The following is a 19,173-nucleotide window of genomic DNA, read 5'->3' as shown; positions in this document are numbered from 1 at the left end:
GGACTGCGGCTGTGCTGCAAGCCCACCAGGGAGAGGGGCGAGGTGGTCACGCCGCCGGGGGCTTCTGCTGCGGGGGCAGGAAGCAAGTGGGGCGAAGGTTCAGGCGAAGGGTCCAATGCGGTGGGCAGAGTCTGTGCGGTTCTTGAACTGGCTATGCTTGAAAGCAAAACCCGGGCCCGAGCGAGCCCGTGGCAACCCATCAGGAGAACCTTGACTCATGTCCAGTGAAGAACATGGCGGTCAATTAGACCAGAACCTTGCAACAAATCGTGAAGTGCAAGCAGCGGAACACGCCGCGGTGGGAGCTGAGCCGGGTGCGGCAGAACCTGCACCACGGCCCGCCACGCTGCTGCAACACTCGCCCTACCAGGCCCCGGCTGGCTTCAGCGCCGTGCAGCCGGCCACGCACCGCGCCTCCACCGTGATGTTCGCCAACGTGGCCGCCATGCGCGCCCGCGACTGGCGCCACAAGACCGGCTACACCTACGGCCTGCACGGCACGCCCACCACCTTCATGCTGGAGGCGCGTCTGGCCGAAATCGAGGGTGCGGTGCATGGCCTGCTGTGTCCATCGGGGCTCTCGGCCATCGCACTGGTCAACCTCGCCTTGCTGCAACAGGGCGACGCCGTCATGCTGCCCGCCAACGTCTACAACCCCAGCCGCGACATGGCGCAAACGCTGCTGTCCGGCTGGGGCATCGCGCTGCAGGTCTACAACCCCATGGACCTTGCCGCCACCCAAGCGGCCATCACGCCGCAAACCAAGCTGCTGTGGCTGGAGGCGCCCGGTTCCGTCACCATGGAAATGCCCGATCTGCGCGGACTCGTCGCCCTGGCGCGGCAGCATGGACTCGTCACCGCCATCGACAACACCTGGGGCGCGGGGCTGGCGCTCAAGCCCTTTGCGCTCGGCATCGACATCTCCATGCAGGCGCTGACCAAATACCAGTCCGGCGGGGCCGACGTGCTCATGGGCGCGGTACTGGCGCGCGACGAAGCCTTGCAAGACAAGCTGCTCGAGGCCCATATGCGCCTGGGCCTGGGCGTGGGCGGCGACGACGCCTCCCTGGTGCTGCGCGGCCTGCACAGCCTGCATCTGCGCTACCACGCGCACGACCAGGCCGCGCGCCGCGTGGCCACCTGGCTGCAGCGCCGGCCCGAAGTGCAGACCCTGCTGCACCCCGCGTTCCCCGGCAGCCCCGGCCACGCCCATTGGGTGCGCGACTGCAGCGCCGCCGCCGGGCTGTTCAGCTTCACCTTCGAGCCGCAGATCACCGCAGCCAAGGTGGACACCTTCGTCGACGCCCTGCGCCTGTTCAAGATCGGCTATTCCTGGGGCGGGCCGGTGAGTCTTGTCGTACCCTACGATGTGGCCGCCATGCGCGGCGCATCCTGGCCTTACGCCAGCCCGCTGGTGCGTCTGAGCATTGGCCTGGAAGACCCGGACGATCTCATCGCCGATCTCGACCAGGCCTTGCGTGTGGCGTTAGGCTGAGCCGCAAGGGCCGTACCGGCACACCGCAGCCACCCACCTTCAACCCACCTTCGTCACGAATCACCCACAAGGGAGAACATCATGGGTTTCCGCTCCATCCTGCTCGTCGTGCTGTTCGTCCTAGTTGCCGGCTTCGCCGCGCTCAACTGGGCGGCCTTCACCGCCAGCACCACGTTGTCACTCGGCTTCACCTCGGTGCAGGCCCCACTCGGGCTGGTGATGCTGGCCCTCAGCGCCGTGCTCGCGCTGGTGTTCCTCGGCTTCGCGCTCTACGTGCAAACCACGTCCCTGATCGAGAGCCGCAAGCAGATGAAAACCCTGCAAGCCCAGCGCGAACTGGCCGACAAGGCCGAAAGCTCGCGCATCACCCATCTGCAGCAAAGCCTGGAAGCCAGCTTCAACCGCCAGGCCGCGCAACTCGAGGCCCACAAGGCCGAACTCACCGCCCGCATCGACCGCCTGGAACAAACCCACGCACAGCACCTCACCGAGACCAGCAACGGCCTTTCGGCGGCACTGGCGGAGCTGGATGACCGCATCGCGCGCAAGGGTTGATGACGGCCGCGGCCGCGAGAGCACGAGGTGCTTGTACGCAGCGTCAATACCTCGGCTGTAAGCCAGTCGCAAGTCACGTTCATGAGCCGCAGAATGACCCAACAAAAGTAATTTTTATTGGGTCATCATGGCGCTGACCTCACAGTTGTTCCGCGAGCACGAACCGTTCAGCGCCGTTCCTGGGCTGCCATCGGCCAGGCTTCCGCTTCGGTGAAGTTGCCCGGAATTCATGGCTTGCTGGTCGACATGTTCGTGCCGGGAAAACGTCTGGGCGACGTGGTACCGTGCCGGAACTGTTGTGGTCCGCGCAAACCATTCCACACCTCGACTACCGGCTCGAAGCCAGCGAACCAGGAGCCATGCTGGCTGGCGGGCACTGCATTCCCATCAGGCTGCCCCAGGCGGGGTGATTCGTCTGGCACAAGCTCCACGCCAGCACGCATGCTGCCTGACTTCCATGCGTTGGAGGAAGGCCGCATGGTGGCGGCGTGTTCGTGAAAGCCACCAGTTCAGGCGGCCGCCGCGAGGGGCAACGCGTCGCATCCGGCCTGCGGGCTTCACGCAAGGCCAGCGCCAAGGCGACTTTGCGCGTCGGGTCGGGCTCCCTCAGCGCGGCAAGCGCACCCCTGCGGGCGCAGCTTGCGTGCGAGGCCTGCGCGTGCGGTGAGCCGTTTTGCGCCGCGGTCACGGATGTCGCCGTGGCGCTCACTGGGTTTTCTTCAGCACCGTCATGGCCGAGGCGATGAGCCCCGCTGCCTGGCTCATGTCGTTGGGCACGATGAGGGTGGTGCTGGCCTTGGCGACGTTGGCGTAGGCGTCGAGGCCTTGCTGCGCGACCTTGAGTTGCACGGCTTCGATTCCGCCGGGTTTACCGATGGCGGCGGCCACCACTTCCAGCGCATGCGCGGTGGCGTTGGCCACGGCTTCGATGGCCGCGGCTTCGCCCTGGGCGCGGTTGATGGCGGCCTGGCGTTCGCCTTCGGAGCGTTCGATGAAGGCCTGGCGCTCGCCCTCGGCCTGGTTGATCTGCTGCTGCCGTGCGCCTTCGGAGGTGGCGATGACGGCGCGCTTTTCGCGTTCGGCGGTGATCTGGCGCTGCATCGCATGCAGGATTTCGCCGGGCGGCGTCAAGTCCTTGATTTCATAGCGCAACACTTTCACGCCCCAGTTCATGGCCGCGTCGTCCAGCGCCGACACCACGCTGTGGTTGATGAAGTCGCGCTCCTCGAAGGTCTTGTCGAGTTCGAGTTTGCCGATGACCGAGCGCAGCGTGGTCTGCGCCAGTTGCGAAATGGCCAGCACGTAGTTGGACGAGCCGTAGCTGGCGCGCATCGGGTCGGTCACCTGGAAATAGAGAATGCCGTCCACCGTGAGCTGGGTGTTGTCGCGCGTGATGCAGATCTGGCTGGCGATGTCCAGCGGAACTTCTTTCTGCATGTGCTTGTAGGCGACGCGGTCGATGAAGGGGATGATGAAGCTCAGGCCCGGCGCCAGGGTGCGGTCGTATTTGCCCAGGCGCTCCACCACCCAGGCATGCTGCTGCGGCACCACCTTCACGCCGCGCGAGACGATGATGATGGCGATGATGACCAGAATGATGGCCAGTTCCATGGCAGTTCTCCAGTAGTGGGGGATGGGGCGCGGCGCGTCTGCTGGCGGGCTGCGGGAGGTGAAGGTCGATGTCCGGCGATCAGCCCGGATGTGTGCCGGATTGTGCCTGCGCCGCGGCGGCATGGCCCGTCGCCAGCGGTTCCAGAACCAGGGTGTTACCGTCCATCGCATGAATGCGGTATTGCCCCGGCTGTGGCTCGCCCCGGCCGCCAAAGCGGGCGGTCCAGTCGCTGCCACGGTAGCGCACGCGGGACTCGCCGTTGGCGTCCCAGGCGCTGACCTGCACGACGGAGCCGATGTCGAGGTTGATGTCGCGGTTGGTCTGCGGCGCCGTCTTGACGCGCTTGTTGCGCATGGTGTAGAGCACGGCGATCAAGCCGGCGCCGACCGCTGCGGCGGCCACCCATTGCCAGGTGGCGCCAAGGCCCAGATGCGCAGCCAGCGCGCCGGCTGCGGCGCCAACGGCCAGCATCAGCAGGTAGAAACTGCCGCTGGCGAGTTCCAGCGCCACCAGCACGGCGGCGATGATCCACCATTGAACGGGGGTACTCATCATGATGGTCTCCCGAGGTTTTGACTTGTGTTCATGGGATTTTTCTACACTTCGCGCTTCACTTGGGGCGTAAGCCTATCTTTCACCGGAGTCCATCATGCGCTTTCGTTTCCCCATCGTCATCATCGACGAGGACTTCCGCTCCGAAAACAACTCGGGCCTGGGCATCCGCGCGCTGGCGCAGGCCATCGAGGCCGAGGGCGTCGAAGTGCTGGGCGTGACCAGCTTTGGCGATCTCTCCAGCTTCGCCCAGCAGCAGTCGCGCGCCAGCGCCTTCATCCTGTCCATCGACGACGAGGAATTCGCCTCCGCCGAGGTGAATGCCGAAGCTCCGGTGCTGCAGACCCTGCGCAAGTTCATCGAGGAAATTCGTTTTCGCAACGCCGAAATTCCCATCTACCTCTACGGCGAAACCCGCACCTCGCGCCATATTCCGAACGACATCCTGCGCGAGCTGCATGGCTTCATTCACATGTTCGAGGACACGCCGGAGTTCGTCGCGCGCCATATCATCCGCGAATCCAAGGCTTATCTGGATTCGCTGGCGCCGCCGTTTTTTCGTGCCTTGGTCGGCTACGCGGCCGACGGTTCCTACTCCTGGCATTGCCCCGGCCATTCCGGCGGCGTGGCTTTCCTGAAAAGTCCGGTGGGGCAGATGTTCCATCAGTTCTTCGGCGAAAACCTGCTGCGCGCCGATGTCTGCAACTCGGTGGACGAACTCGGGCAACTGCTGGACCACACCGGCCCGGTGGCGGCGTCCGAGCGCAATGCGGCGCGCATCTTCCATGCCGACCATCTGTTCTTCGTCACCAACGGCACCTCGACCTCGAACAAGATGGTGTGGCATTCCACCGTGGCGCCGGGCGACGTGGTGGTGGTGGACCGCAACTGCCACAAGAGCGTGCTGCACGCCATCATCATGACCGGCGCGCTGCCGGTGTTCCTCACGCCCACGCGCAACCACTACGGCATCATCGGCCCGATTCCGCGCGACGAATTCAAGCCCGAGAACATCGAGCGCAAGATTGCCGCCAACCCGCTGACCGCGCATCTGGCGGGCAAGGTCAAGCCGCGGGTGCTGACCATCACCCAGTCCACCTATGACGGCGTGGTCTACAACGTCGACACCATCAAGCAGATGCTCGACGGCTATATCGACACCCTGCATTTCGACGAAGCCTGGCTGCCGCACGCCACCTTCCACCCGTTCTACACCGGCATGCACGCCATTGGCCAGGGGCGGCCGCGCACCAAAGAGGCGATGGTGTTTTCCACCCAGTCCACCCACAAACTGCTGGCGGGGCTGAGCCAGGCTTCGCAAATCCTGGTGCAGGATTCCGAAACCCGCAGCCTCGACCGGCCGCGTTTCAACGAGGCCTATCTGATGCACAGCTCGACCTCGCCGCAATACGCCATCATCGCCTCGTGCGACGTGGCCGCGGCGATGATGGAGCCGCCCGGCGGCACCGCGCTGGTGGAGGAGAGCATTCTGGAGGCGCTGAACTTCCGCCGCGCCATGCGCAAAGTGGACGAGGAGTTCGGCCACGACTGGTGGTTCAAGGTCTGGGGACCGGACGAATTGGCGCCGGAAGACATTGGCGCGCGCGAAGACTGGTTGCTCGGGCCGCAGGCACAGTGGCATGGCTTTGGCGAACTGGCGCCAGGCTTCAACATGCTCGACCCGATCAAGGCGACGGTCATCACCCCTGGCCTCGACCTGCACGGCAGCTTCAGCGAAACCGGCATCCCGGCGGCCATCGTCACCAAATTCCTCGCCGAGCACGGCGTCATCGTGGAGAAAACCGGGCTCTACAGCTTTTTCATCATGTTCACCATCGGCATCACCAAGGGCCGCTGGAACACCCTGGTGACGGCGCTGCAGCAGTTCAAGGACGACTACGACCGCAACCAGCCGCTATGGCGCATCCTGCCGGAATTCGTCGCCAAGTATCCGGTGTACGAGCGCGTGGGCCTGCGGGAGCTGTGCCAGCGCATCCACACCGCCTACCAGGCCAGCGACGTGGCCCGGCTGACCACCGAGATGTATCTGTCGGACCTGCAGCCTGCCATGACGCCCACCGAGGCCTATGCCAAGATGGCGCACCGCGACATCGAGCGCGTGGGCATTGACGAGCTGGAAGGGCGTATCACCACCGCCCTGCTCACACCCTACCCACCGGGCATTCCGCTGCTGATTCCGGGCGAGCGCTTCAACCGCAAGATCGTGCAATACCTGCAATTCGCGCGCGACTTCAACCGCCAGTTCCCGGGTTTCGCCACCGACATCCACGGCCTGGTGGAGGAAGACGGGCCAAACGGCAAGCACTACTGCATCGACTGCGTGCGGGGAACCGCGTAAGCGCGTACCGGCACGCGCTGTGAGAACGTGAGCGCGCTCAGCGCTGTTGCTGCTGGTACTGCTGCCGCAGCCGTTGTTGTTACTCGGGCGGCAATCTCTGGTAGCGCTGCTGCTCCTGCAGAATGCGCTGGCGGCGCTCGGGTGGCAGGCGCTCCCACTGCTGCATGCGCTGGTTCCATTGCGGCCCGCGTTCCTCGCCCTGACGTTCCCGGTTCGCCATGGCAGGCGCAGCGGCGGTCAGCCCGATCAGTGCCAGGGCGAGCCAGAGGACGCGACGTGGGAATCGGCCTTGCATGGTGCGGCCCGAATCAGGCGGGGTTGGCATGGCGTGCGTCCTGCATGGCCTGGGGATGGGCGGCCAGCCATTCATAGAAGTCCATGTGCTGCACGGCGTCGGCGGTTTGCGCGTTGAGCATGACGGGCTGCAAGGGCGTTTGCGTGGGGCTGGACAGCAGCGGCAGCGCAGCCAGCGTGAAGACCGCCAGAGACGCGGTGACGAAGCCCGCCGCCATCACCCGCGGCCAGCGCAAGCGCCGTGCTTGCTTGGCCTGGGTGCGACGTGCCGCCAACTGCGGCAAAGGTGCAAGCCCGGCGGCCAGCCGGGCGCCGAACCGGGCCTCGGCAGCCAGCGATTCATTGGACCGCAAAGCCTCCTGCACGACACGCGACCGCTCGGCATCGAGCAGGCCAGCGCGCCAACGGTCGATTTCGGCCGTTGTGATGGATGTGTTGGTGTTCATGGCGTCACCGTTCACGATGAGATTCCCCCGGTTAATGGATTATCACTCTGCAGCACATTGCGCAGGTGGGTCAGGGCGCGTAAGTGATGGGTTTTCACGCTGCCTTCGCTCACATGCATGGCTTTTGCCGTGTCGGCGATCGACAGGCCTTCCATCTCGCGCAACATGAAAGCCTCGCGCTGGCGCGCGCTGAGCTTGCCGATGGCGTCGGCAATCCGTCCGGCAAGCTGCAGGTTGCCGAGTTGGTGGTCAGGGCCCGGGCCTGGGTCGGCCAGGCTTTCCCAGGGTGCCGGGGCGCCTTCATCGTCGTCGTCGCTGGCAAAGAAAAAATCGAACACCTTCTCGATTTTCTTGCGCCGATGCCAGTCGGTGATGCGGTTGCGCAGAATGCTGTAGAACAGCGGTGCCCATTCCTCGGCAGGTTTGTCACGGTAATTGCTCACCAGTTTGGCCAGGCTGTCCTGCACCAGGTCGGCGGCCAAATGCGAATTGCCCGCAGTTTCCAGCAGCGCCAGCCGCAGCGCGCGCGGGCGCACCTCCAGGCAGAAGCGGTCGAGCGCAGGTTCCTGGCTCACGTCGTCAAGCGTAAGTGTGAATACATGTGACATAGCATAGTGCGCGGTGGCTGCGGGCGATTCAACGCGGTTTCCTCGCTGCAACAACGCGAAACGGGCGGCTTTTCAGGACAGCAGCTGCAAGTTTTTTTGTAACAATTTGCCGGCGCCGAATCCGAACTCCTGACCCGGCCGGCCTCCCTAGAATGGGCAATCACTTTGACTTGCCGCCGTGAATCCCCTGCTCAGCCGACTCCAGCCCTATCCCTTCGAGAAACTGCGCGCCTTGACGGCGGGCGTACGTCCCAATCCTGCTTACGCGCCCATCAGTCTCGGCATCGGCGAGCCCCGGCATCCAACGCCGGACCTCATCAAGCAGGCCCTGGTCGATCATCTGGACGGCCTGGCGCACTACCCGGCCACGGCTGGCAGCGCGGAATTACGCCAGGCTTGCGCAGCCTGGGCCAGCCGGCGCTATGGCGTGGCGCTCGACGCTGCCACGCAGGTGCTGCCGGTGAATGGTTCGCGCGAGGCGCTGTTCGCGCTGGCGCAGGTGGTGCTGGACCCTGCTCGGGAGCAAGCCACCGTGGTCAGCCCCAATCCCTTCTACCAAATTTACGAGGGCGCGGCGCTGCTGGCCGGGGCGCATTGCCATTTCGCCCCGGTGGATGCGGCGCGCAATTTCGCGGTGAACTGGGACGCAGTACCCGAGCAGGTGTGGCAACGCACCCAGCTGCTGTATGTCTGCTCCCCAGGCAACCCCACCGGGGCCGTCATGCCCCTGGAGGAATGGGAGCGTTTGTTCGCGCTGTCCGACCGGCATGGTTTCGTCATTGCCAGCGACGAGTGCTACTCCGAAATCTGGTTCGGCGATGCAGCGCCTCTGGGCGGGCTGGAAGCCGCGGTGCAACTGGGCCGCACCGATTTTCGCCGGCTGGTGATGTTCACCTCGCTGTCCAAGCGCTCCAACGTGCCTGGGCTGCGCTCCGGCTTCGTCGCCGGCGACGCCCATATTCTCAAGGCCTTTCTGCAATACCGCACCTACCACGGCAGCGCCATGGGGCCGGCAGTGCAGGCGGCCAGCATCGCCGCATGGAACGATGAAGCGCATGTGCAGGCGAACCGGCGCCTGTATCGCGACAAGTTCGCCCGGGTTTTACCCATCCTGCAGCCCGTGCTGGATGTGCGCCAGCCCGACGCCGGTTTTTATCTGTGGGCCAAGACGCCGAACGACGATGTCGAATTCGCCCTCGGCTTGCTCCAAAACTACAATTGCACGGTTTTGCCCGGCAGCCTTCTGGCCCGCGAGCAGGACGGCCACAATCCGGGCAGCCGGCGCATCCGCCTGGCCCTGGTGGCTGAAGTCGACGCCTGCGTCGAAGCCGCCGAGCGCATCGCCGCCTACGCCCGCAGCCTTTGAGTGTTGATTCCAGTCTTGCCAGCCCCAGCCTCCACACCATGACCACACAACTCCAGACCCTCATCGATCAGGCTTGGGACAACCGCGCCCAACTGAGTCCTGCCGCAGCGCCGGCTGAACTGCGTCAGGCGGTCGAGCATGTGCTCGACGAACTCAACGCCGGGCGTTTGCGCGTGGCCCAGAAAGTCGAAGGCGAATGGGTGACGCACCAATGGCTGAAGAAGGCCGTGCTGCTGAGTTTTCGCCTCACCGACAACACCATGATGCGCTCCGGCGACCTGCATTTCTTCGATAAGGTGCAAACCAAATTCAGCCGCCTGGGTGAAGAAGAGATGCGCGCAACCGGCGTGCGCGTGGTGCCGCCGGCCGTGGCGCGGCATGGCAGCTATCTGGCACCCGGCGTGGTGCTGATGCCGTCCTACGTCAACATCGGCGCCTATGTGGACAGCGGCACCATGGTCGATACCTGGTCCACGGTCGGCTCGTGCGCGCAGATCGGCAAGAACGTGCATCTGTCGGGCGGCGTCGGCATCGGCGGCGTGCTGGAGCCGGTGCAGGCCAACCCCACCATCATCGGCGACAACTGCTTCATCGGGGCGCGCTCGGAAGTGGTGGAAGGCGTCATCGTCGAAGACAACTGCGTCATCTCCATGGGCGTGTATATCGGCAAGTCCACCAAAATCTACGACCGCGCCACCGGCGAGGTGCATTACGGCCGCATTCCCGAGGGTTCGGTCGTGGTGTCGGGCAACCTGCCGAGCGCCGACGGCAAATACAGCCTGTATTGCGCCGTCATCGTCAAGCGCGTGGATGCCCAGACCCGCGCCAAGACGGCCATCAACGAATTGCTGCGCGACTGAGCCGCAAGGCCGACCCGGCGCTGCCGCGCACCACCAACCAGGGGGAGAAAGACATGTCGACGATGGAACGCCTGTTCAAGCTCATGGCCGAGAAAAAAGCCTCGGACATCTACATCAGTCCGCATGCTCCCATTCTCATCCGCATCAGCGGCCAGGCCGTGGCCATCAACCGCCAGGTGCTCACCCCGGAAGATCCGCCCAAACTGCTGGCCGAAATCGTCGATGCCAAACGCCAGCAGCAGTTGCAGGACGAGGGCGAGCTCAATATTGGACTGTCGCGCACCGGTATCGGCAGCTTCCGCCTGAGCGCCTTCATCCAGCGCGGCAGCGTGGCCATGGTGATCCGCTACATCCCGAGCGATATTCCGCCACTGGAGAGCTTGAATCTTCCCGGGGTGATGGCCGACCTGGTGATGGAAAAGCATGGCTTGATCCTGATGGTGGGCTCGACCGGCTCGGGCAAGAGCACGAGCCTGGCGGCCATGCTGGACCACCGCAATGCGCGCATGACCGGCCACATTCTCACGCTGGAGGAGCCGATCGAGTTCCTGTTCAAGAACAAGAAGTCCATCGTCAATCAGCGCGAGGTCGGCATCGACGCCAAGAGCCTTTCCGTTGGCTTGAAGAACGCGCTGCGCCAAGCACCCGACTGCATCATGATCGGTGAAATTCGTGACACCGAAACCATGACCGCGGCGTTGAACTACGCGCTCTCCGGCCATTTGTGCCTCAGCACCCTGCACGCCAACAACAGCTATCAGGCGCTCAATCGCATCCTCGGCTTTTACCCGCTGGACATGCGCCCCGCGCTGCTGTCCGATTTGTCCGCCGGCCTGCGCGCGGTGGTGTCTCAGCGCCTGCTACGGGCCACGGCCGGCGGCCTGACTCCGGCGGTGGAGGTGATGCTGAACACGCCGCTGATCCGCGAACTCATCGCCAAAGGCGATTTTTCGACCATCAAGGACACCATGGAAAAAACCATGGCCGAAGGATCGCAGACTTTCGAGCAGTGCCTGGCGCGCATGGTGGTGGAAGGCCAGGTTTCACGCGATGAGGCGCTGGCCTATGCCGACTCCCCCACCAACCTGATGTGGCGCTTGCAGAACGATTTTTCCAACCGCCCGACCAGCTCGCTGCCAGCCAACGCCATGCTCGATTCGGATGAGCCCTCGTTCCGCGAAATCTCGCTCGACCTCGGTGCCAACTGAGGTTTTCCCGCACATGACATCTCCCACCCGCAAACTCGCCGAAGCCTTGATTGCACGCCATTCCGTCACGCCTGCCGATGGTGGCTGCCAGGAGTTGCTGGCCGAGCGCCTGCGCCCCCTTGGCTTTGCCTGCGAGTTCATCGAGGCAGGGCCAGACGAATTCCGCGTGTGCAACCTTTGGGCGCTGCGCCCGGGGCAGGGCGGGGCGGATGCGCCGGTGCTGGTCTTCGCCGGCCATACCGATGTGGTGCCCACCGGGCCGCTGGAGCAATGGCACAGCGACCCCTTCATTCCCACCGAGCGTGACGGCAAGCTCTACGGCCGTGGCGCCGCTGACATGAAAACATCGCTGGCGGCGATGGTGGTTGCGGTTGAAGGCTTGCTCGCGGCGCAGCCGCAGCCGCAGGGCTCGATCGCCTTCCTGCTCACCAGCGACGAGGAAGGCCCGGCGCGCGACGGCACGGTGCGCGTGTGCGAGGCCTTGCAACGACGCGGACAGCGGCTCGACTGGTGCATCGTCGGCGAACCCACGTCTGTCTCCACCCTGGGCGACACGATCAAGAACGGCCGGCGCGGTTCACTCTCCGGGCGCCTCAGCGTGCATGGCGTGCAAGGGCATATTGCCTACCCGCATCTGGCGCAAAACCCCATCCATCTGGCCGCACCCGCACTGGCCGAGCTCGCCGCCATGCAGTGGGATGCCGGCAACGCCCATTTCCCGCCGACCAGTTGGCAGATGTCGAATATCCGCGCCGGCACCGGCGCCACCAACGTCATCCCCGGCGACCTGACGCTGGACTTCAACTTCCGCTTCTCCACCGAAGCCACGCCGCAATCCCTCAAGGACCGCGTGCACGCCGTGCTCGACCGCCACGGCCTGAACTACGCACTCGACTGGACCCTGGGCGGCGAGCCCTTCCTCACCCAGCCCGGCAGCTTGTCCGCCGCCCTGCAGGCCGCCATTGCGGCTGAAACCGGGCAGCATGCCGAGCTGTCCACCACAGGCGGCACGTCGGATGCGCGTTTCATCGCCAAGATCTGCCCGCAGGTGGTCGAGTTCGGGCCGCCCAACGCCAGCATCCACCAGATCGACGAGCATGTGGAACTGCGCTTCCTCGATCCTCTGGCCGCCATCTACCGGCGCACCCTCGAGGCGTTGGTGGCGTGAGCAAAGGGCACCCGGCCACACCGCGCTTCGGCGCAGTGTGGCAACGTGCAACGCACGAACTCCAGGCCGCCGGTTTGCACTTCGGCCATGGCGCCGCGACGGCCGAGGACGAAGCCGCCTGGCTGTTGATCCACGCCCTGGGCTGGCCGCTGATGGACAGCTTCGCGGCGTTCGACGCCTTGCTGCAGCGCGAAGTGCCTGCCGATGCCCACGCACGCTTCGACGCGCTGCTTGGCCAGCGCATCGCCACGCGCAAACCCGTCGCCTATCTGCTCGGCGAAGCCTGGCTGCAGGGCGAGCGCTTCCTCGTCGACGAACGCGTGATCGTGCCGCGCTCCTTCATCGCCGAACTGCTGCAGGACGGGCTGGATCCCTGGCTGCCTGCGCAGCCTCGACGCATTGCCGACATCTGCACCGGCAGCGGCTGTCTGGCCATCCTCGCCGCGCAGCGCTGGTCCGAGGCCCAGGTGCTTGGCACCGACATCTCGCCGGGCGCGCTCGACGTGGCGCGGGCCAACGTCGCGCTGCATGCCTTGCAGGACCGCGTGCAACTGCTGCAATCGGACGTGTTGAACGCCTTGCCCGGCGGTGTGCGTGAGCCGGTGCTGGAGCTGATGTTGTGCAACCCGCCCTACGTCAATGCCCAGAGCATGCGGGCGCTGCCGCAGGAATACCGTCACGAACCGGAGCTGGCCCTGGCCGGTGGTGCCGACGGCATGGACCTGGTGCGCCGTTTGCTGGCCGACGCGCCTTCGCGCCTCGCGCCGGAAGGCGTGCTGGTGGTCGAGATTGGCAACGAGCGCGCGCATTTCGAGGCGGCTTTCCCGCGCCTTCCCGTGGTCTGGTTGTCCACCAGTGGCGGCGACGATGCCGTGTTCCTGGTCGAGGCCGCGGCCTTGCGCAGCCCGGCATGATTCGCCTGCAAGCCCTCACCCTGCGGCGCGCCGCCAAAGTGGTGCTGGACAGCGCCGACCTCACCATTCACCCCGGTGAGAAGGTCGGCCTGGTTGGCGCCAACGGTGCCGGCAAATCGTCGCTGTTCGCGCTGCTGCTCGGCCACTTGCATGAAGACGGCGGCAGCCTCGATTTTCCCACCCACTGGCGTGTGGCCTCCGTCGCGCAGAACACGCCGGATTCGGATCTGGCGGCCACCGATTTCGTCTGCCAGGCCGATGCCGCCTTGCAGGAGGCCAACGCCGCGATGCGCGCCGCCGAAGCCGTGCACGACGGCATGGCCCTGGCCGCAGCCGCCGAGGCGCTGGAACTGGCCGACGGCTACACCGCCACCGCCCGCGCCGAGGCCTTGTTGCTGGGCCTGGGCTTCGCCCCCCAGGAATTGCAACAACCGGTGCGCGACTTCTCCGGCGGCTGGCGCATGCGCCTGGCCCTGGCCCAGGCCTTGTTTCAGCCCAGCGATTGCATGCTGCTGGACGAGCCCACCAACCATCTCGACCTCGACGCCCTGGTGTGGCTGGAGAACTGGCTGTCGCGCTACGCCGGCACCTTGATCGTCATCTCCCACGACCGCGAATTTCTCGACGCGGCAACCCGCGTCACCGTGCAACTCGAACACGGCAAACTGCAGCGCTTCGCTGGCGGCTACACCGATTTCGAGGAGCGTCGCGCCCAGCAGCTGGCGCAGCAGTCGCAGGCCTACAACAGGCAGCAGCAAGACATCGCCCATCTCACGCGCTTCGTCGATCGTTTCCGTGCCCAGGCGACCAAGGCAAAGCAGGCGCAAAGCCGGCTCAAGGCGCTGGAGCGCATGGAACGCCTGGCCCCGGCGATGCTGAGCAACCCCCTGCGTTTCGACTTCCTCAAGCCCGCGCGCCAGCCGCAACAACTGCTGCGGCTGCGCGGGGTGGACTGCGGCTACGCGCCAGGCCAACCCATCTTGCAGGGCGTGGAGCGCGACATCCTTGCCGGCGCGCGCATCGGCGTCCTGGGCGCCAACGGGCAGGGCAAATCCACCCTGGTCAAAACCCTGGCCGGATTGCTGCCGGCGCTGGCCGGCAAGGCGCAACCGGGGGTCGACGTGGTGGTGGGCTACTATGCCCAGCAGGAGATGGACGTGCTGCGCCCGGACGAATCACCCATGCAGCACCTCGCGCGCCTGGCCAAGCAGACCCAGCCGCAGACCACCACGCAGGACTGGCGCAACTGGCTGGGCCGCTTCCAGTTCAGTGGCGACATGGCCGAGCAGAGCGTGGGCTCGATGTCGGGTGGCGAGAAGGCGCGATTGCTGCTCGCCCTGCTGGTGTGGCAGCGCCCCAATGTGCTGCTGCTCGACGAGCCGACCAACCACCTCGACCTCGCCACGCGCGAAGCGCTGACCCTGGCCCTGCAGGAATTCGGCGGCGCCATGCTGCTGGTGTCGCACGACCGCGCCTTGTTGCGCGCCGCCTGCGACGACTACTGGCTGGTGGCCGACGGCACGGTGCAGACCTTCGAGGGCGATCTCGACGACTACCAGCGTTGGGTGCTGGAGCGTGCACGCGCCCGCATGCGTGACCGCGCGCAGGCTCCGGGCAGGGGTACGAACGGGGCCGGCGGTGCAGCCAGCAACGCAACCGACAGCACGGCCGACAACACAGCTGGCAGCGCGGCACCAGAGCCGGAGTCTGCCCAGGGGACCCGCAAGGACCAGCGTCGCCATGCGGCGCAGTCGCGTCAGCAGCTGGCGCAGCAGGCCAAGCCGCTGAAGAGCGAGCAAAGCCGTCTCGAAGCCGAGATGCGTGCACTTGAAACCGAGCAGGCCAGTCTGGAACGCAGCCTGTCGCAAGCGACGACGCAGGCAACCGAGCGTGTCGAGCAGGGCAAGCGCCTCAAGCAGGTGGCCGAGCGCCTGGCGCAATGCGAAGAGCGCTGGCTGGACATCGCCCAGGCCATCGAGGCGCTGCAGGCCTGAGGTGCAGACGGGGCAGGATGCAGACTTGAAAGCGTGATGAGGTCGCGGCTTGGAGCCGCAGTCGTCACAACGGCTTGCGCGCCGTGCGCCACAACAGCCAGGCAAAGCTGCCTGCCGCCAAGGCCAGCCCGGTCGTGTTCCCCATCCAGAAACCAGCCGCGCCTTGCAGCGCGGCCGGGCTGAACCCCAGGGTGTTGAACGCCAGCACATAGCCACCGCCCAGGCCCACACCCCATAACGACAGGGCGTAGAGCGCGCTGGGCAGCACCGCGATGTGATACGAGCGCAGCACGAAGGCGCTGCAAGCCTGCACCGCGTCGAACAACTGGTAAGCGGCGATGAAGAGGAAGAGGTGATAGGCCACGGCCTGCACCGCCCCATCCGGCGTGTACCAGGCCACGATGCTCGCGCGCCCGAACCAGACCACGGCGCCCAGGCTCATCGACAACAGCGCCGCCAGCCCCACGCCTCCCCAGGCCGCGTGCCGCGCCGCGGCCCCATGTCCGGCCCCCAGTTGCTGCGCCACCAGGGAGCCGGCGGCGATGGAGACCGACAGCGGCAACATGTACAGCACGGTGGCAAAATTGGCTGCGATCTGATGTCCCGCCAGTTCGGTGTCGCCCATGCGCGCAATGAACAGCGCCATGAACGTGAAGGCCGAAACTTCCACCAGCAGGCTCAGGCCGATGGGGCCACCCAGGCGCAACAATGGGCCTTGTTGCGCCCATGAGGGCCATTCCCAATGTCGCAAGGCCTCGAACGGCCGCAGCACGCGGCTGTGGCGATGTTGCAGCAGGGCAATGCCGAGCAGCAGCCATTGGGTGATGACGGTTGCCAGGGCGCAACCGGTGGCGCCGAGCGCTGGCAAGGCATGCAGACCAAAGCTGGCGGGCAGCAGGAACAGGGCGTTGAGCGCGAGCTTCAGCAGCAGCCCGCCGAGTTGCAGCAGGGTGACGAGCATGGGCCTGGAGATCGCCTGGCTGAGGGCGGTGTGGATGCGAAACATCAGCGCCGCTGGCAGGCCCAGCGCCAGGATTCGCAGATAGCGGTCGACCGCGGGGTCGTGCGACTGCCCGGCCAAGGACAGCAGGGGGTCGGGCCACAGCAGCACCACCATGCCCGCGAGGCAAAGCCCGGCGGCCAGCCACAGTCCCTGGCGAAAGGCCGAGCCGACCTGCTGCGGCGACCCCGCCCCATACGCTCGGCCCAGCGCCGGAAGCAAGGCCTGGGTGACACCCGCAAGCGCGACATACAGGGTGATGTAGATGGCCTGCCCGAGCGACAAGGTCGCCAGGTTGGCGGTGTTGGCATAGCGGCCGAGCATGACCGTATCGGCCACGCCGAAACCAATGATGGCGAGCTGGCCCATCAGCACGCCCGCAGTCAGGCGCAGCAGTGGCGCAACCGCCTTCATTCGGCGCTCGATCTGCGGTACAGGCTCAAGCGCTCGTCAGATTCACCGGGGCGGTGCCCGCTCCACACCAGCACGCCCCGTTCGGCCCGTCGCAGCGTCTGTTGCTCGGCCTGTGCGTTGGTCGCCGTGAGGTGTGTGTCCGAGGCTGGTGCGTTGTGCACTGGTGGTGCAATCAGGACGTAGGGGCAGCGGCCACCGCGCAGGCCCGGAACGAGGGTCGCCCGACTGAAATAGCCCATCAGCGCTTGCTGCGGCAAACTCAGGCCCAGGGTTTGCACACAAGGCGCAGGCAAGCCAGGCTGATGCTCGGCGCGCAACCGGCTTGCCAGTTGCAGGCCGAGCGGGCGGTAGGTGCTGGCGTAGTTCAGCACCGGCAGCCAAAGCAGCCCCACCAGGACCCACACCAGGGTCACGCCTCCGGCGGACAGCACCATGCCTTTCCAAAGCGGATGGCGGTGCCGCCCGGCGCGCCATGCCACCAGGGCAGCCCAGCCCGCCGTGGCGAGCAGGGCCAGCAAGGCGGGCAGCCAGGAGAAATGGGCGGTGAAGCCTGGGGCGAGCCGGGCGATATTGGCAGCCGGCTTGGCGGGAAACCCTGTGAGCATGGCCAGCCACAAGACCCAGACCACAAGGGCGAGCAAGCTGAAAAACATGAGCGAGAACCAGTCCAACGCCGCCATGCTGCCACGGCGCATGACCGGCAAGGCGAGAGCCGCCAGCGCTGCCGCCGGTGGCAGAACCAGCACCAGCGTTGCCGCGTTGCCCGGGGCCAGCAAGGCGGCAAGGGTGGCCAGCACCAGCAGTGCCAGCGGTGCGAGCACATGCCATTCCCCGAGCGATTCGCGCCAACGCCACACGGCCCATGCAGCCAGCGGCCACGCTGGCCAGACGAACCAGGCGAAGGTGCCGAGAAAATGCTGGAAGGCCGCCATGCTGGGCCAGCGTGCCACGGATTGTCCGTGTAGCAAAACCAGGACGCCGAGCGCGAAAGTCGCACTGCAGGACAGGGCGAAACCAGGGATGGGCCACTGTTTGAGACTGGGTTCAGTGCCCTGCTGTGCAACGACTACAAGAGGGTTGCGAAGAATTTCCAGGCCTTCCTTGCGTGAGGCCAGTTTCAGCATGAGCAAGCTCAGGGTCAGCGTGGTGAGCAGGGCGAGCCAGGGCGCTCCGCTTGCCGCGAGCGATAGCAAACCGAAGAACAGGGCCGCGGAGGCCAAAACCGCCCGAGTGGGCAGGAGTGAAAGACCCAACAGCACCCCGGTGGAGCCGGTGAGCTGCACCAGTTCGGGAATGGTTTCGTGGCCCCGGGCCAGCAGACCCAGGCAGGCCACGAGGCTGAGCAAAGCACCGTCGGCCATGGCGCGGGCATAGCTGCTTCTGGAAATGGCCGCGGCAAAAGCAGGCTGGACCGGCTGTGCCGTCTCGCGTTGCGCGAAATGGTAGGCGGCGTACCAGGTTTGCACCAAGACGAGGCCGAGCAGGATGATGAAAGGCAGGCGGCTGGCGGCAATGGTGCCGATCCACGGCCCGAGGCCGCGAATGCTGGCAGCCCCCAGCCAGTAGGGGAGCCAGCCACCGCCGACAGGCTGGCCATAGAGGCTGGGTGCCAACCAACTCGATTGGCCCTGCGCGATTTGCCACATCACGCCGAAGCTCAGGCCGTCACCTTTCCAGGGGTCGCGGCCGATGAAACCCGGCAGCACGTAAGCCACGCACAACAGCCACAGTGGCCAGCGCGGCAGTCTGGCGACGGCTTCGGCCGAGACCACGGGACGTGCCGGCGATTTCCCCTGGCCTGGGGTGGTGTTGGGCGAGTTCATGGTCCTGGCCAGGAAAGGCGTTGTTGGCGATTTTGCTCAATAAAAACGGGCAGCCAGGCTGCCCGTTTCGTGGATGCGCAACGCGTCGCCATGCGACCCGTCAGCAGCGTGTCGAAGGTTTACTTCTTCGCGGCGGCAGCCGCACGCGCGAATTTTTGGCGGAACTTGTCCACGCGACCACCCAGGGCGTCGACGCTCTTTTGCGTGCCGGTGTAGAAAGGGTGCGACTCGGATGAGGTGTCGAGCTTGAACAGCGGCAATTCACGGCCGTCGTCCATCTTCACGGTTTCGCGGGTTTGGGCGGTGGAGGGGATGACGAACTTGCTGCCGTTCGACAGATCGACGAAGCAGACGTCGCGGTATGCGGGGTGGATTCCAGATTTCATGGGGGTGGGTCCAAAAGTGAGGTCAGCCGCAGCGCAGACAACAAAGGAGGATGCGTGTCCGCTGTACTTAACCAAAAAAGCAATTATTTCATGAATTTGGCTTGATGCCAAAGCAGATC

The 19,173-nt window shown here is 65.7% G+C and carries 17 protein-coding genes; 9 read left to right on the top strand and 8 right to left on the bottom strand.

Annotation, left to right across the window (positions count from 1 at the left end; genetic code table 11):
* Nucleotides 1-217 precede the first annotated feature (217 nt).
* Nucleotides 218-1,495 (top strand): cystathionine beta-lyase, encoded by a 1,278-nt coding sequence (locus tag ACYCUK_RS06765; RefSeq protein ID WP_461594044.1) that lies wholly within the window; start codon nucleotides 218-220, stop codon nucleotides 1,493-1,495.
* 81 nt (nucleotides 1,496-1,576) lie between these two features.
* On the top strand, nucleotides 1,577-2,050 hold the full coding sequence (locus ACYCUK_RS06760) for a LapA family protein (RefSeq protein ID WP_461594043.1): 474 nt from the start codon (nucleotides 1,577-1,579) through the stop codon (nucleotides 2,048-2,050).
* Between the two features lie 705 nt (nucleotides 2,051-2,755).
* Here the strand turns inward: ACYCUK_RS06760 and ACYCUK_RS06755 are convergent.
* Complete coding sequence (locus ACYCUK_RS06755; protein WP_461594042.1) at nucleotides 2,756-3,661, bottom strand: SPFH domain-containing protein; 906 nt, start codon at nucleotides 3,659-3,661, stop codon at nucleotides 2,756-2,758.
* A 79-nt stretch (nucleotides 3,662-3,740) separates the two neighbouring features.
* Nucleotides 3,741-4,217 carry an NfeD family protein gene (locus tag ACYCUK_RS06750; RefSeq protein ID WP_461594041.1) on the bottom strand — a complete coding sequence of 159 codons (477 nt, stop codon included), beginning with the start codon at nucleotides 4,215-4,217 and terminating at the stop codon, nucleotides 3,741-3,743.
* A gap of 94 nt (nucleotides 4,218-4,311) precedes the next feature.
* Here ACYCUK_RS06750 and ACYCUK_RS06745 point away from each other — a divergent pair, with 94 nt between their 5' ends.
* The gene (locus ACYCUK_RS06745) at nucleotides 4,312-6,573 is read left to right on the top strand and encodes an Orn/Lys/Arg family decarboxylase (RefSeq protein WP_461594040.1); all 2,262 of its coding nucleotides are present in this window, start codon (nucleotides 4,312-4,314) and stop codon (nucleotides 6,571-6,573) included.
* 79 nt (nucleotides 6,574-6,652) lie between these two features.
* Here the strand turns inward: ACYCUK_RS06745 and ACYCUK_RS06740 are convergent, their stop codons facing one another.
* From ACYCUK_RS06740 to ACYCUK_RS06730, 3 genes are read right to left on the bottom strand one after another with little or no spacing between them, the layout of a single operon-like run.
* Nucleotides 6,653-6,868, bottom strand: a complete 216-nt coding sequence (locus ACYCUK_RS06740) for a hypothetical protein (protein ID WP_461594039.1) — start codon at nucleotides 6,866-6,868, stop codon at nucleotides 6,653-6,655.
* Between the two features lie 13 nt (nucleotides 6,869-6,881).
* Nucleotides 6,882-7,313 (bottom strand): anti-sigma factor family protein, encoded by a 432-nt coding sequence (locus tag ACYCUK_RS06735; protein WP_461594038.1) that lies wholly within the window; start codon nucleotides 7,311-7,313, stop codon nucleotides 6,882-6,884.
* Between the two features lie 11 nt (nucleotides 7,314-7,324).
* Nucleotides 7,325-7,888, bottom strand: coding sequence for an RNA polymerase sigma factor (locus ACYCUK_RS06730; RefSeq protein ID WP_461594037.1), 564 nt, complete (start codon nucleotides 7,886-7,888; stop codon nucleotides 7,325-7,327).
* A gap of 211 nt (nucleotides 7,889-8,099) precedes the next feature.
* On the opposite strand from ACYCUK_RS06730, the gene dapC reads away from it, so the two are divergent.
* From dapC to ACYCUK_RS06700, 6 genes are read left to right on the top strand one after another with little or no spacing between them, the layout of a single operon-like run.
* Entirely contained in the window at nucleotides 8,100-9,287 is a 1,188-nt protein-coding gene (gene dapC / locus ACYCUK_RS06725; RefSeq protein WP_461594036.1) for a succinyldiaminopimelate transaminase, read from the top strand.
* A 38-nt stretch (nucleotides 9,288-9,325) separates the two neighbouring features.
* Complete coding sequence (gene dapD, locus ACYCUK_RS06720; protein ID WP_461594035.1) at nucleotides 9,326-10,147, top strand: 2,3,4,5-tetrahydropyridine-2,6-dicarboxylate N-succinyltransferase; 822 nt, start codon at nucleotides 9,326-9,328, stop codon at nucleotides 10,145-10,147.
* Nucleotides 10,148-10,200: 53 nt separating this feature from the next.
* On the top strand, nucleotides 10,201-11,355 hold the full coding sequence (locus tag ACYCUK_RS06715; RefSeq protein ID WP_461594034.1) for a PilT/PilU family type 4a pilus ATPase: 1,155 nt from the start codon (nucleotides 10,201-10,203) through the stop codon (nucleotides 11,353-11,355).
* A gap of 13 nt (nucleotides 11,356-11,368) precedes the next feature.
* Nucleotides 11,369-12,523 carry a succinyl-diaminopimelate desuccinylase gene (gene dapE, locus ACYCUK_RS06710; RefSeq protein WP_461594033.1) on the top strand — a complete coding sequence of 385 codons (1,155 nt, stop codon included), beginning with the start codon at nucleotides 11,369-11,371 and terminating at the stop codon, nucleotides 12,521-12,523.
* Complete coding sequence (gene prmB / locus ACYCUK_RS06705; RefSeq protein WP_461594032.1) at nucleotides 12,520-13,437, top strand: 50S ribosomal protein L3 N(5)-glutamine methyltransferase; 918 nt, start codon at nucleotides 12,520-12,522, stop codon at nucleotides 13,435-13,437. The genes dapE and prmB overlap by 4 nt, the downstream gene beginning before the upstream one ends.
* On the top strand, nucleotides 13,434-15,431 hold the full coding sequence (locus ACYCUK_RS06700) for an ABC-F family ATP-binding cassette domain-containing protein (protein WP_461594031.1): 1,998 nt from the start codon (nucleotides 13,434-13,436) through the stop codon (nucleotides 15,429-15,431). The genes prmB and ACYCUK_RS06700 overlap by 4 nt, the downstream gene beginning before the upstream one ends.
* A gap of 64 nt (nucleotides 15,432-15,495) precedes the next feature.
* Here ACYCUK_RS06700 and ACYCUK_RS06695 read toward each other — a convergent pair whose 3' ends face one another.
* From ACYCUK_RS06695 to ACYCUK_RS06685, 3 genes are all read right to left on the bottom strand, one after another.
* Nucleotides 15,496-16,845 carry an MATE family efflux transporter gene (locus tag ACYCUK_RS06695; protein WP_461594030.1) on the bottom strand — a complete coding sequence of 450 codons (1,350 nt, stop codon included), beginning with the start codon at nucleotides 16,843-16,845 and terminating at the stop codon, nucleotides 15,496-15,498.
* Nucleotides 16,842-18,668, bottom strand: coding sequence for a hypothetical protein (locus ACYCUK_RS06690; protein ID WP_461594029.1), 1,827 nt, complete (start codon nucleotides 18,666-18,668; stop codon nucleotides 16,842-16,844). The genes ACYCUK_RS06695 and ACYCUK_RS06690 overlap by 4 nt, the downstream gene beginning before the upstream one ends.
* Nucleotides 18,669-18,787: 119 nt before the next feature.
* On the bottom strand, nucleotides 18,788-19,054 hold the full coding sequence (locus ACYCUK_RS06685) for a type B 50S ribosomal protein L31 (RefSeq protein WP_461594028.1): 267 nt from the start codon (nucleotides 19,052-19,054) through the stop codon (nucleotides 18,788-18,790).
* Nucleotides 19,055-19,173: the final 119 nt, after the last annotated feature.

This window comes from Thiomonas sp., assembly GCF_054608695.1.
The sequence above is the reverse complement of the archived record's forward strand: the minus strand, read 5'-3'. Positions and strand labels throughout refer to the sequence as shown.